A 12466-nucleotide genomic window follows, 5' to 3' on the forward strand; every position below is an offset into this window, starting at 1 on the left:
GATCATGATTCGCGATCGGTCCGATCACCAGAAAGCGGGTGTCGGGACGGGGGCGGCTCTGTTACAGGAAGCCGTCACTCAACCTTATTATCGAGCACATCCATGCAAGCCGCCGGCAGCGCGAACAAGGGCTTCTTCTATGCCTTTGGCGCTTACGCGATCTGGGGTCTGGTTCTCCCGATCTACATGAAGCTCCTGAGCCACGTCTCGCCGCTGGAGATCGTGGCGCATCGGGTGATCTGGGCGATCCCCTTCGCGGTGCTCGTCCTGTGGTGGCAGGGGCTGCTCGGCGGCGTCTGGCGGCATTTCACCCAGTGGCGGACCCTGGCGCTGGCGGCGCTGACGGCCTCGCTGATCTCGTTCAACTGGGGCACCTATGTCTACGCCATCGCCTCCGGCCAGGCGCTGGACGCGGCGCTCGGCTATTACATCAACCCGCTGGTCAATGTGCTTCTGGGCGCGGTGATCCTGGGCGAGCGGCCGAACCGCCTGCAGGCGACGGCCATTGCCCTGGCCGGCGTCGCGGTGCTGATCCTGACGATCAAGGCGGGCGGCTTGCCGTGGATCTCGCTCGTCCTGGCCTTTTCCTTCGGCACCTACGGGCTGCTCCGCAAGATGGTGCCGGTCGGCTCGACCGAGGGCTTCTTCCTGGAGGTGGCGCTGCTGGCTGTGCCGAGCGTGCTGCTCCTGGCCTTCCTGCCGGGCGACAACCACGTGATGACCGGCGGCTACGTGGCCGGCATGCTGATCTTTGCCGGGCCGCTGACGGCGATCCCGCTGATGCTGTTCGCCGCCGGCGCGCGGCTCCTGCATTACTCGACCATCGGCATCCTGCAATACATGGTGCCGACGCTCCTGTTCCTGACTGCCGTCTTCGTCTTCGGCGAGCCCTTCTCGAACTGGCAGCTGGTCGCCTTCTGCCTGATCTGGAGCGCGGTGGTGCTCTACACCGTGGCGCTCTTCCGCAACGGGCGGGCGCGGCGGCGGGCCGCCGCGCTCACCCCGCAGACGGCCTGAGCCGGACGGCTCAGCCGCCGTCCGACCAGCGCACCTTGTAGAGATCGAGCCGGCGGTCGCGCAGATTGCGCACCGAACCCTCGTAGCGGGCCCAGTTGAGCGTCGCGAGATTGAGATCGGCGACGGTGACCATCTCGACATTCTCCGAGGCCTCGGCGGCGATGCCGTCGCGGGCGAAGGGGAAGTCGCAAGGGGTGAAGATCGCCGACTGGGCGTATTCGATGTCGAGATTGTCGACGTTGGACAGATTGCCGGTCATGCCGGACGTCACGACATAACACTGGTTCTCGATCGCCCGGGCCTGGCAGCAATAGCGCACCCGCAGATAGCCGTGGCGGGTGTCGGTGTTGAACGGCACGAACAGGATGCGGGCGCCCTGGTCGGTGAGGCGGCGCGCCACTTCCGGGAATTCGGAATCGTAGCAGATCATGATGCCGATGGGGCCGCAGTCGGTCTCGATCGTGTCGGTGGGATCGCCGCCCTTGATCTGCCAGTACTGGCGCTCGTTGGGCGTCGGATGGGTCTTCTCGCGCTCGTGCACCGAGCCGTCGCGCAGGAACACATAGCCGACATTCTGGATGTCGCCGTCGTCGGTCTTGGTGGCGTGGCTGCCGCCGATGATGTTGATGTTGCGGCGGATCGACATCTCGCTCAGCCGCTCGACGAAGTCCGGCGTGTGCTCGGTCAGCCGCTGGATCGCCGCATCGGGCTTCAGCTCCTCCGGCTCGCAGGACAGCAGCATCAGCGTGAAGAGTTCGGGGAAGACGACGAAGTCGCCGCCATATTCCGACGCCACCTCGACGAAATATTCGACCGCATCGTAGAAATCCTGCGGCTGGGCGATCTTGCGCGCCTTCATCTGCACGGTGACGATGCGCACCATGTCGGGATTGCCGCGATTGACCGGCTGCTCCTCGCGGGCCGGATCGTAATAGGGATTGCGCCACAGCATCAGGACGCCGTAGCCGCCGGACGCCTTGTCGCCGGGGTAGTAGTTCTTCAGGAGGCCCTGCGGCTCGAAGCCGGCATTCAGGTGGAACGAGACGATCGGGTCCTTGACGTCATTGGCCTTCACCGCCTCCAGATAGGCTTCCGGGGTGCCGAACTTCTTGGCATGGCGCTGGTAGCCCGGCATGCGGCCGCCGAAGGCGATGCCCTTGAGGTCGAGATCCTGGCACAGGCGCCGGCGGGCGTCGTAGAGCCGCTTGCCGATGCGCAGGCGCCGGCGGTCGGGGTCGACGCAGACCTCGGTGCCGTAGAGCCATTCGCCCTTGCGGTCGTGCATGGCGGCATAGCCGCCGCCGGTGACCTCGCCCCAGCTGTGCTGGCCGAGCGCCTTCTCCTCGGCGAGGATCATGGTCGCGGCATAGCCGACGATCTCGCCCTCGTAGACGACGACGAACTGGCCCTCGGGAAAGGCCGAGAGCTGGCCGAGGATCATGCCGCGCGTATAGGGCGCGTCGTCCTTGAAGACCTTGGAGGAGAGGGCGATGATGTCGGTGACGTCGCTCTTCTCGGCGGTACGGACCTCGATCTTCGGGGTCGAGCGCTTCTCGGCCATGCGGCGTGTCCTTGTCTTCTCGGGTCGTGTGACGGGGAGGAATGGGGTGCGGCCGGGCGCCGCCATGCGTTCGATGTAGGACGCGGGCGCCGCGACGCAAGCAAAGGCGCCCGCCGCCGGCAGTCCGGGGGCGGGCGCATGGTCGTGCGATGGGGCCGAAGGGCCGTGAGGCCGCGGCCGGCGTCAGAGCTTCTCGACGATCTCCGCCCGGCCGCGGCGATGCGCGTCGTCGCCGGCCAGCGCCGTGACCAGTTCCGGCACGATGGCATCGACGTCGTCGATCACCATCGGGCGCACCTGATGGGCCGTATGGAGAAAGCCTTCGGCGCTCATATGGTCCATCAGCCGGGACAGCGGGTCCCAGAAGCCGCCGACATTGGCGACGATGACCGGCTTGGCATGGCGGCCGAGCTGGCTCCAGGTGAGGATCTCGATCAGCTCCTCCAGCGTGCCGATGCCGCCGGGCAGGGCCACGAAGGCGTCGGAGCGCTCGAACATCTGGTGCTTGCGGGCGTGCATGTCCTCGGTGACGATCAGTTCGTCCAGCCGGGTCAGCTCGCTCTCGGTCGCCTCCATGTCGATGAGGAAGCGCGGGATGATGCCGGTCACGGCGCCGCCTTTGGCGATCACGCCCTCGGCGACCGCGCCCATGATGCCGCGCGTGCCGCCGCCATAGACAAGGCGCATGCCGGCGGCGCCGATCGCCTCGCCAAGACGTCGGCCGCTCTCGAGATATCGGGGATCGCGGCCGGCGGAAGAGCCGCAATAGACGCAGACGGATCGAATCGTGTTCATGGGATCGAAAGTCCGACGCAGGCGCGAAGAGGTCAAGCGGCAAGCGGGGTCTTGGGCAACGCCGCGCGCCCCGTCGCTACGATCCCGGATCGCGGCTGCGCCGGGGAATGCCCCTGAACAGTCTGTCTCGGCGGGGGCGTCTTTTTGCAGTGCAGAAAATCCGTAGTGTACCGGCAGCCCCAGAGGCTTTCTGTCCCAGAGGAGTTTTCATGCGTTTCTTGCTGACCACCGTCGCCGCACTGTGCCTTGCCGGCTCCGTTCATGCGCAGAGCATCGACGTGCCCGCCGGAACCTATGTCGCCGATCCGCTGCACACCAATGTTCTTTGGAAGGTGAAGCATTTCGGCCTGTCGACCTATATCGGCCGGTTCTCGACGATTTCGGCCACGCTGGAGCTGAATTCCGAGGATCCGGCGCAGTCGAGCCTGACCGCGACGATCGACCCGGCCTCGGTGGACACGAACTATCCGGCCGACGACAAGGATTTCGACGCCGAGATCGCCAGCGACATGTTCCTGAACGCGGCGAAGTTCCCCGAGATCACCTTCGTGTCCAAGTCGATCGAGCTGACCGGCGACAACACCGGCACGGTGACCGGCGACCTGACGCTGAACGGCCAGACCCATGAAGAGACGCTGGACGTCACCTTCAACACCGCCCTGAACCCGCATCCGATGTCGCAGAAGCCGGCCGTCGGCTTTTCCGGTGCGATGACCGTGGACCGCACCGAATACGGCATCGAGGCGCTGGCAGGGCCGGTCGCCGCCGAGGTGCTGCTGGAGATCGAGGCGGAATTCGTTCCCCAGTCCTGATCGCCTGAAGGCGGGGCGCTTCCCTGCGTCCCGTCGCCCGCGGCCGCATGATCCCCAAGGTCTGACGCCCCCCGCGAGCCGGGCGGTCGTGCGGCCGTTCGCCGGTCCTCCCGTCATTCCCCTTTTCCCGCCACGGAGCGTCAGATGAGCGTGTCCCCGACAGCCGGCTGGTCCGCGGCCTATACGCGCTACACCAGCGGCGCGATCCTGCTGCACTGGACGATCGCCCTAGCGATCCTGTTCCAACTCGCCGTCGGCCTTGCCATGGTGCATCTCGACGCCATGCCGGACGCGCTGCGCTTTGCACTCTTCCAGTGGCACAAGACGATCGGCATTCTGGTGCTCTGCCTGACGCTGGCGCGGATCGCCTGGCGACTGGTGAACCCGCCGCCGGCGCTGGCGCCGACGACCTCGCGCGCCGAACGGGCGGCGTCCGGCCTGGTCCATCTGGCCTTCTACGCCCTGATGCTGTTCGTGCCCCTGTCGGGCTGGCTGCTGGTCTCGGCGGCTGCGGCAGGCATCCCGACCTATCTCTTCCTCAGCGACAGCCTCGAATGGCCGCATCTTCCGGTGACCGCGCTTCTCCCCGGCATCGACCCCGCCGCGCTCGAGGATGTTCTCGGCTTTGCCCATAAATGGCTGGCGCTGTCGTTTCTCGGGCTTCTGGTCCTGCATGTGGCCGGGGCGCTGAAGCATTCGCTGGTCGATGCGGTTCCGTCCTTCTCGCGCATGCTGCCGCATCACGGCATGGCGCGACCCCAGACCCGCCTGATTGCGATCCCGATCGCGCTGGCGGTGGTGCTGTCCGCGCTCGGCGGCGGGCTTCTGGCCGGCCAGTCCGACGCTCTCGTCGGGGCAGAGGCGACGCGCGCCGAACGCGCGCCGGCAGCGCCCGACGCGGGCCCGGCCGGCGGCGACTGGATCGTCGATCCGGCGCAAAGCCAGCTCGGCTTCGAGACGCGATTTTCGGGCAAGACGCTGACCGGCACCATCGGCGCGTGGCAGGCAGATGTGCGCTTTTCCCCTGAGGCGCTGGATCTGGCCGAGGCCAACATCACCATCGATGCGGCGTCGATCGCCGTCGACAACAGCTTCGTTGCGCTGCAGGTGCAGGGCACGGACGGTTTTGCCAGCGAGACGCACCCGACCGTGACGCTGCAACTCAGCGACTTCCGCGCGGTGGAGACGGGCTATGAAGCCGGCGGCACGCTGACGATCAGGGAAAAGAGCCTGCCGGTGACGGTCCCCTTCCGCTTCGAACAGGACGGCGACGGCACGGCGCATGTGGCCGGGAGCGCGACGGTCGACCGGACCGCCTTCGATCTCGGCGTCGCAAACGATCCGACCGGGCAGTATCTGGACAAGGCCGTGACGATCCGCTTCGAGCTGGTCGCAGTTCCGGCGGGGGCGACGGTCCCCGGCAGCTAGGCGGGGGCGCGGCCTTTGCGGCCTTAGAGAACGCCCGGGAAGCGGGCGTCGATCGCCCGGACAGCGGCGTCGCGCCAAACGGCATCGCGCTCGGATCGCGGCGTGTCGATGTCGTGGATGCCCCGGACCCTTGCCGGCCGCTCGGTCAGGAAGATGATGCGGTCGGAGAGTTCCACCGCCTCGCGCAGATTGTGGGTGACCATCAGCGCCGTCGTCGGGCGGGCCGACCACACTTCCATGAGCAAAGCGCGCAGCCGGTTGGCCGTGGCCTCGTCCAGCGAGACGAAGGGCTCGTCGAGCAGCAGCAGCGCAGGTTCGATGGCGAAGGCGCGAGCCAGAGCCGCCCGGCGGGCAAGACCCAGCGAGAGTTCGCCGGGATAGCGGCCGCGCATGGCCGCAAGGCCCAGCGTCTCGAACAAAGCGTCGAGATCGGCGCCCGCCAGCGCTTCGGGCAGCGCAAGGCGGACATTCTGTTCGACCGTGCGCCAGGGCAGGAGACGCGGTTCCTGGAACACCGCGGCGATGCGGCCGTCGGCGGCGGGCAGGAGCACATGGCCCGTATAGTCCCGGTCGAGCCCGAGAATGATCCGCAGCGTCGTCGTCTTGCCGCAGCCGGACGGGCCGATCAGCGTCGTGAAGCTGCCCGGCGGTGCGGTGAAGGCGACCGCGTCGATCGCGGCAAGCCGGACGCCGTCGATCGTCGTGAACACCTTGTCGCGGATGGCGACGTCAAGCGGGCCGGGCGCGCCAGCGGGTGGCATGGGCTTCGAGGGGTTGGACAAGCAGGAACTCGATCAGGAGCATGATGGCGACGAAGGCCAGGGTGTAGGCGAGGATCGCCGCGACATCGAAGAGCTGGAAATAGAGATGGATCTGGAAGCCGACGCCATTGGAACGGCCGAGAAGCTCGACGACCAGGGCGATCTTCCAGATCAGCGCGATCCCGGAGCGGGACGCCGCGGCGAAATAGGGCTGGAGCTGCGGCAGAACGACGTCGCGCAGGGTCCGCCAGCGTCCGAAGCGGTAGACCGAGGCCATCTCCGAAAGGCCGCGATCCAGCGAGCGGGCGCCCTCGCGCATAGTGACGACGACATTGGGGATCTTGTTGATCGCGATCGCCCCGACCGCCGCGGCCTCGTTCAGCCCGAACCAGATATAGGCAAGGACGATCACCACCAGCGCCGGAATGTTGAGGAACAGGATTAGCCACGGGTCGAAGAAGCGGTCGGCGCGGGCATCCATGCCGAGGCCGACGCCGATAGCCGAGCCGATGATCATGGCGATGGCAAAGGCCGCGGCAACGCGCATCAGCGTCATGGCGAGATGGTAGAAAAGTTCGCCGGTGACGGCATCGCGCCAGAAGGCGTCGAACACGGCAGGCGGCGTCGGCAGGACGCGGCTGTCGGCGATGACCGCCGCGATCCACCAGGCGGCCAGAAGTCCGAGCAGCGACAGCGTCGTCACCAGCGCCGGCGCGATGCCGGCCGAGGGCCTGCCGCGACCGCCGGAGGCTACGTCAGGAGCCATTCCCGTCGCCGGTCCAGTAGGTGCCCTCCACGAGCGTGTCCGAGGGGCCGACCAGCTTCGATCCGCCGATCTCGGCCAGGACCTCGTAGAGCCTGGCGGTGTCGACGGCCTCGTCGGCGCCGCTGCGGCCGGGGATGCCCTCGCGGTAGCGATCGCGGAGAATCCGGAAGGTCGCGTCGTCTTCGGCCTTCATCAGCGGTTTGAGCGCGTCCCAGGCGTCGTCGGAGGTCGCAAGCAGCTGCTTGGTCGCCTTGTCGGCGGCGACGAAGCCCTCGACCGCCTTCGGATGGTCCTTCGCAAAGGCCTCGCTGAACACCCAGCCGATCGCCGCGACCGGTCCGGCGGTGCCCATGGCGATCGCCGCGTCGGTGCCGGAGATCAGCGTGCGGAAGCCCTGCGCCTCCAGCCGGGCGGCATAGTGCCAGTAATTGAGGACGGCATCGAGCTCGCCGGTCCGGGCCTTTTCGGCCAGGAGCGGCGGCGCGCCATAGGCAATGTCGTTTTCGGCCGCGAGGTCGGTGCCATGGTCCTTTTTCGCGAGCGCCTGGATCAGCAGCCAGTTCTTGTCCAGAGGTCCGCCGGCGACGCCGATGGTCCTGCCGGTCAGGTCGCCCAGGTCGGCGACGGGGCTGTCGCCCGGCACCATCAGCGAACCGACCGAGGTGGAGTAGGGGACGAAGGTGAAGTCGGCGCCGGTCGCCCGCTGGCGCGACACCCACAGCCAGTCGGAGACAATCATGTCGACCGAGCCGGCCTGCAGCGCCACGGCCGAGGCATCCTCGCCGGCGAAGGGCACGATCTCGACATCGACGCCGTTGGCGGCGTCGAGCCCGGCGCGCTTCATGGCGTCGAGTTCCCAGTTGACCGTGCCGTATTTCAGAACGCCGATCCGAACCGGCGCGTGTGCCGTGTCGTCCTCGGCGGCCGCGAAACCGGTCCACAGCGCCAGAGCCAGTGCGGCGCAGAGCGTCGCCCGAATCCATCGCATGAACGATCCTCCCATGATCCTTCGCGTGCCCGGCTTCATCTAGCGCGTCCGGGTGCGGCCCGTCACGCCCTATCGCACAACGGGAATTTCTCCCGTCAGGAGCGGGCGTCGATAGCCTCGGCGATCTCGTCGGCCATCTTCAGGAGACGGATGATCACCGGCACGGCCAGCGCAATCATGCTGCGGTCCTGGCCGCGGGCGCGCTGGGCCTCGCGCACCTCCTCGACGATCGCGGCGACGGCGGGAATGAAACGGATGGCAAGCGAGATGGCGAGGCCGACCTTCGCCACATCGACGCCCAGCCTCGCCAATGGCGACAGTGCCCATTCGATGACCGCAACGAGCTCGGCGGTGCGCGTGGTCAGAGTAACGAGCGATGCGGCAAGGATCAGCGTGGCGAAGCGCAGGACGAGCAGCAGGGCTGCGTCGAGCCCGACCAGCCAGAGCTGGACCGCGAAGAGAATGCCGAGAATCCACAGGGCCGGACGGATCTGGGCAAAGGCGACGCGGGCCGGAATGCGCGCCAGCCCGTGGGCGGCTATGGTCAGAACGAGAGCCGCGGCCGCGAGCCGGGGATCGGCAATGGCGAAGAGCAGCGTGCCGAGGCCGAGCAGCGCCGCGAGCTTGCTGCCGGCGCGGGCACGGTGGACCGGACTGGTCCCGGGCCGGTAAAGCCCGGCGATCATCCTGCGATGGCCCGGTAGGCGGCCACCGCCTCGGCCGGTGCCGCATCGGCAACGAGACGGCCGGCCTCGAAGACGAGCACCCGGTCGAAGCCGGCGATCAGGTCGAGATCGTGGGTAACGAAGACGACATGCTGATCCAGCGCCGCGACCGCGTCCATGACACGGCGGGTGTTGCGCAGATCGAGCAGCGTCGTCGGCTCGTCCATGACCAGCCAGCGCGGCGCCATCGCCATGACGCCGGCCAGCGCCAGCATCTGGCGTTCGCCGCCGGACAGTTCATGGGCGAGGCGGTCCTCCATGCCGGTCAGGCCGAAGCGGTCAAGCGTTGCGGCGACCCGGGCGGCGATCGCCGGCTTGTCCAGCCCGCGCCCCTTCAGGCCGAAGGCTATATCCTCGGCGACGGTCGGATAGACGATCTGGTTGTCCGGATTCTGGAAGACGAAGCCGACGAGTTGGCGCACCTCCTTGCCGCTCGACCTCGTGTCGAGACCGTCGACGGTGACGCTGCCTTCGCTCGGCAGGACCAGCCCGTTGAGCAGGCGCGCGAAGGTGCTCTTGCCGGAGCCGTTGGCGCCGACAATGGCGATCCGGCGTTCGGTGAGGGTGAGGTCCAGATCCGACAGGACGCGGCGGCCGCCGCGTTCGGCGGCGACGCCGGTCAGGGCGATCACGAGGCGGCCATCCGCATGTTGCCGGTCAAGCCGAGCGGGCGGAGGCCCGGGGCGCGATCAGCGGATAGGCGCGGCGCACGGCGATGATCACCGCCGCGGCGACGCCGGCCTTGATCAGGTCGCCCGGGATGAAGGCGACGGCCGAGCCGATGAAGGCTTCGACGAGGCCCATGCCCGACATCGCCGCATACCAGGGAATGCCGACCAGATAGATGATGCCGATGCCGCCGATGACCGCAATGACGAAGGCGAGCGGGAATGACAGGCGGTTCCAGAACCGCTCGGTCAGCCAGCCAATGACGAAGGTTGCGGCGAGCCAGCCATAGATGAAGCCCGACCACGGGCCGACGAAGGGCGCGAGGCCACCGCGGCCGCCGGACAGGAGCGGCAGGCCGACTGCGACGAGGGCGAGGAAGAGCAGCATCGACAAGGTGCCGCGCTTGGCGCCGAGAATGCCGCCCATCAGCATCGGGCCCATGGACTGGGCGGTGATCGGAATGCCGAGCGCCGGGATCATCAGGGGCGGAAACACGCCGAGCACCGCCATCAGGGCGGCGAACAGGGCGATATAGACGATGTCCTTGGTGGCCATGGCGAATCTCTTGCGGGATGTTGTGAGCGGCAGCCGGATGCGGCGCCGTTTCGGCTGACGACAGACCGGATCGCGGGGCAAAGGTCAACGGGGCAGGCGCATCCCATTGCTTAGCTGCGCGGCGGACCGCGGTCAGGCGGCGCCGATGTCGGTCCGGGCAAAGTCGTTGCCCTTGTAGAGTAGCGGCACGTCGAAATGCTTGGCGCAGGCATAGGCGAAGCAATCGCCGAAATTCAGCGCCGCCGGATGCCGGCCCTTGCCGTATCGCGCATAGGCGTCGATGGCGATCGCGGCGGTTTCGGGCTCGATCGCGACGATCCGGACCGACTGATCGCCGAGGAACTCGTCGATCATCCGCCGGGCAATCTGTGGATCGACCTCGCGGATACGCGACAGCGCGATCGATGCTTCCCAGATGGCCAGAGCGGACGTCAACCGGCGGTCATCCCGATCCATGCGCGCACTCAGTTGCACGGCATCGGCTTCGCCCGCCAGAATCGCGCAGATTGCCGAGGCATCGATGAACATCAGTCCTCGTAGAGACTGTCAATCCATTCCTCGGTGACGGGCAGCCCATGACCTCCAGATGGATATTTCTCGCGCAATGCGGCGGCCTGATCGAGGATCCGCCGCGCTCCCGGCGTCAGATGCTCCGCATCCGAACCGGGGCTTGGTTTCGGCTTGTGGCGCGCAAGGGCGGCGGCGAGGGCGCGCCGGACGGCTTCGGTCTTGGTCGTATGGGTCAGCGCGGCGAGTTTTTCGGCGAGTTCGCCGACTTCCGGGTCTTTCACATAGAGCGGCATGATCGTGCTCCGATCCATGGGGATATCCCTAACTTAATATCGGGATATCCGCGTGTCCAGCGACGCGTCGAACGGGCTCAGCTCAGGGTCCGCTTCACCGCATCGGCCCAGCCGGCGAGCTTGCGGCCGCGGGTGACGGCATCCATGCGCGGCTCGAAGCGGCGTTCGAGGTTCCAGCGTTCGGCGAAGCCGGCCATGTCGGGCCACACGCCGGCCTTCTGTCCGGCGACCCAGGCGGCGCCGAGGGCTGTGGTTTCCAGAACGACCGGACGGTCGACAGGTGCGTCGAGAATGTCGGCAAGGCGCTGCATCGTCCAGTCGGAGGCGACCATGCCGCCGTCGACGCGCAGGATGGTGTCGGAGGCGCCGGTCCAGTCCTTCTTCATGGCGGACAACAGGTCGGCGGTCTGGAAGCAGACGGATTCGAGGGCGGCGCGGGCGAGTTCGTTGGGGCCGGTCTTGCGGGTCAGGCCGTAGATCGCGCCGCGCGCTTCCGCGTCCCACCAGGGCGCGCCGAGGCCGGTGAAGGCCGGCACCATGTAGACCTCCTGGGCGTCGTCGGCGGCCCCCGCCATCGGGCCGGTGCGGTCGGCGCGGTCGACGAGGCCGAGCCCGTCGCGCAGCCATTGCACCGCGGCGCCGGCCACGAAGATCGAGCCCTCGAGGCCGAAGGTGGTGCGGCCGGCCAGCCGATAGGCGATCGTCGTCAGGAGCCGGTTGGAGGAGGGCACCTTGGTGTCGCCGGTGTTGAGCACCGCGAAGCAGCCGGTGCCGTAGGTCGATTTCAGCATGCCGGGCTGGAAGCAGGCCTGGCCGAGGGTCGCGGCATGCTGGTCGCCGGCCATGCCGCAGATCGGGATGGCGGCGCCGAAGAGGCCGGGGTCGGTGGTGCCGAAGGCGGCATCGCAATCCTTGACCTCGGGCAGCAGCGCGCGCGGCACCCTGAGGAGCCGCAGGAGGTCGTCGTCCCAGTCATGCGCCTCGATGTCGAAGAGCATGGTGCGGCAGGCATTGGTGGCGTCGCTGGCATGGACGCGGCCGCCGGTCAGCCGCCACAGGAGGAAGCTGTCGACGGTGCCGAAGGCGAGCCTGCCGGCCTCGGCCCGGGCTCTGGCGCCCTCCACATTGTCGAGCAGCCAGGCGATCTTGGTGCCGGCGAAATAGGGGTCGATCAGGAGCCCGGTCTTGCGGGTGATCTCCGGCTCGTGGCCGTCGGCGACCAGCTTGCGGCAGAATTCGGCGGTGCGGCGGTCCTGCCAGACAATGGCGTTGTGGATCGGCTTGCCGGTGTCGCGATCCCAGATCAGCGTGGTCTCGCGCTGGTTGGTGATGCCGATGGTGGCGATGTCGGAGGCCGACAGCGAGGCGTCGGCGAGCGCGGTGCGGATGGTGGCGAGCGTCGAGGACCAGATGTCCTCGGGATCGTGCTCGACCCAGCCCGAATGGGGGAAATGCTGCGGGAATTCCTGCTGGCCGAGGCCGCGAATATGGAAGCCGTCGTCGAAGACGATCGCACGGGTCGACGTCGTGCCCTGGTCGATGGCGAGAACGTATCCGGACATGCCGTCCCCTTCTGGATGCTGGTG

14 protein-coding genes are annotated in these 12466 nt (G+C 67.8%); 3 read left to right on the forward strand and 11 right to left on the reverse strand.

All coding sequences use genetic code 11. The annotated features are described in order from the left end of the window. Positions 1-102: 102 nt before the first annotated feature. Positions 103-1017 carry an EamA family transporter RarD gene (gene rarD / locus ACEQX1_RS12920; RefSeq protein WP_370195779.1) on the forward strand — a complete coding sequence of 305 codons (915 nt, stop codon included), beginning with the start codon at positions 103-105 and terminating at the stop codon, positions 1015-1017. Positions 1018-1027: 10 nt separating this feature from the next. On the opposite strand, the gene ACEQX1_RS12925 is transcribed toward rarD, so the two are convergent. Both ACEQX1_RS12925 and ACEQX1_RS12930 read right to left on the reverse strand, forming a co-directional pair. Next, positions 1028-2578 (reverse strand): GNAT family N-acetyltransferase, encoded by a 1551-nt coding sequence (locus ACEQX1_RS12925; protein ID WP_187391546.1) that lies wholly within the window; start codon positions 2576-2578, stop codon positions 1028-1030. A 183-nt stretch (positions 2579-2761) separates the two neighbouring features. Then, on the reverse strand, positions 2762-3373 hold the full coding sequence (locus tag ACEQX1_RS12930; protein WP_188077300.1) for a TIGR00730 family Rossman fold protein: 612 nt from the start codon (positions 3371-3373) through the stop codon (positions 2762-2764). Positions 3374-3582: 209 nt separating this feature from the next. On the opposite strand from ACEQX1_RS12930, the gene ACEQX1_RS12935 reads away from it, so the two are divergent. Beyond that, complete coding sequence (locus tag ACEQX1_RS12935) at positions 3583-4185, forward strand: YceI family protein (RefSeq protein WP_024348649.1); 603 nt, start codon at positions 3583-3585, stop codon at positions 4183-4185. 144 nt (positions 4186-4329) lie between these two features. Continuing rightward, on the forward strand, positions 4330-5613 hold the full coding sequence (locus tag ACEQX1_RS12940; RefSeq protein WP_370195782.1) for a cytochrome b/b6 domain-containing protein: 1284 nt from the start codon (positions 4330-4332) through the stop codon (positions 5611-5613). A gap of 23 nt (positions 5614-5636) precedes the next feature. On the opposite strand, the gene ACEQX1_RS12945 is transcribed toward ACEQX1_RS12940, so the two are convergent. The 9 genes from ACEQX1_RS12945 to glpK all read right to left on the reverse strand — a co-directional run bounded on the left by ACEQX1_RS12945 (position 5637) and on the right by glpK (position 12442). Further along, entirely contained in the window at positions 5637-6374 is a 738-nt protein-coding gene (locus tag ACEQX1_RS12945; protein WP_370195783.1) for an ABC transporter ATP-binding protein, read from the reverse strand. Beyond that, positions 6343-7140, reverse strand: coding sequence for an ABC transporter permease (locus ACEQX1_RS12950; protein ID WP_370195784.1), 798 nt, complete (start codon positions 7138-7140; stop codon positions 6343-6345). Before ACEQX1_RS12950 ends, ACEQX1_RS12945 begins: the two co-directional genes overlap by 32 nt. Then, positions 7130-8128 carry an ABC transporter substrate-binding protein gene (locus ACEQX1_RS12955; RefSeq protein WP_370195785.1) on the reverse strand — a complete coding sequence of 333 codons (999 nt, stop codon included), beginning with the start codon at positions 8126-8128 and terminating at the stop codon, positions 7130-7132. The genes ACEQX1_RS12950 and ACEQX1_RS12955 overlap by 11 nt, the downstream gene beginning before the upstream one ends. A gap of 95 nt (positions 8129-8223) precedes the next feature. Continuing rightward, positions 8224-8814: an energy-coupling factor transporter transmembrane protein EcfT gene (locus tag ACEQX1_RS12960; protein ID WP_370195786.1), complete on the reverse strand. Its 591-nt coding sequence runs from the start codon at positions 8812-8814 to the stop codon at positions 8224-8226. After that, positions 8811-9485 (reverse strand): energy-coupling factor ABC transporter ATP-binding protein, encoded by a 675-nt coding sequence (locus ACEQX1_RS12965; protein WP_370195787.1) that lies wholly within the window; start codon positions 9483-9485, stop codon positions 8811-8813. Before ACEQX1_RS12965 ends, ACEQX1_RS12960 begins: the two co-directional genes overlap by 4 nt. Positions 9486-9510: 25 nt before the next feature. Further along, positions 9511-10077, reverse strand: a complete 567-nt coding sequence (locus tag ACEQX1_RS12970) for a biotin transporter BioY (protein ID WP_188077306.1) — start codon at positions 10075-10077, stop codon at positions 9511-9513. A 132-nt stretch (positions 10078-10209) separates the two neighbouring features. After that, positions 10210-10605: a type II toxin-antitoxin system VapC family toxin gene (locus ACEQX1_RS12975; protein WP_370196898.1), complete on the reverse strand. Its 396-nt coding sequence runs from the start codon at positions 10603-10605 to the stop codon at positions 10210-10212. Then, a complete protein-coding gene (locus ACEQX1_RS12980; RefSeq protein ID WP_370195789.1) occupies positions 10605-10898 on the reverse strand; it encodes a type II toxin-antitoxin system VapB family antitoxin in 294 nt (97 codons plus the stop codon). The genes ACEQX1_RS12975 and ACEQX1_RS12980 overlap by 1 nt, the downstream gene beginning before the upstream one ends. A 59-nt stretch (positions 10899-10957) precedes the next feature. After that, complete coding sequence (gene glpK, locus ACEQX1_RS12985; RefSeq protein ID WP_370195790.1) at positions 10958-12442, reverse strand: glycerol kinase GlpK; 1485 nt, start codon at positions 12440-12442, stop codon at positions 10958-10960. Between the last annotated feature and the right edge of the window lie 24 nt (positions 12443-12466).

The organism is Aurantimonas sp., assembly GCF_964217435.1.
Classification (GTDB): Bacteria; Pseudomonadota; Alphaproteobacteria; order Rhizobiales; family Rhizobiaceae; genus Aurantimonas; species Aurantimonas coralicida.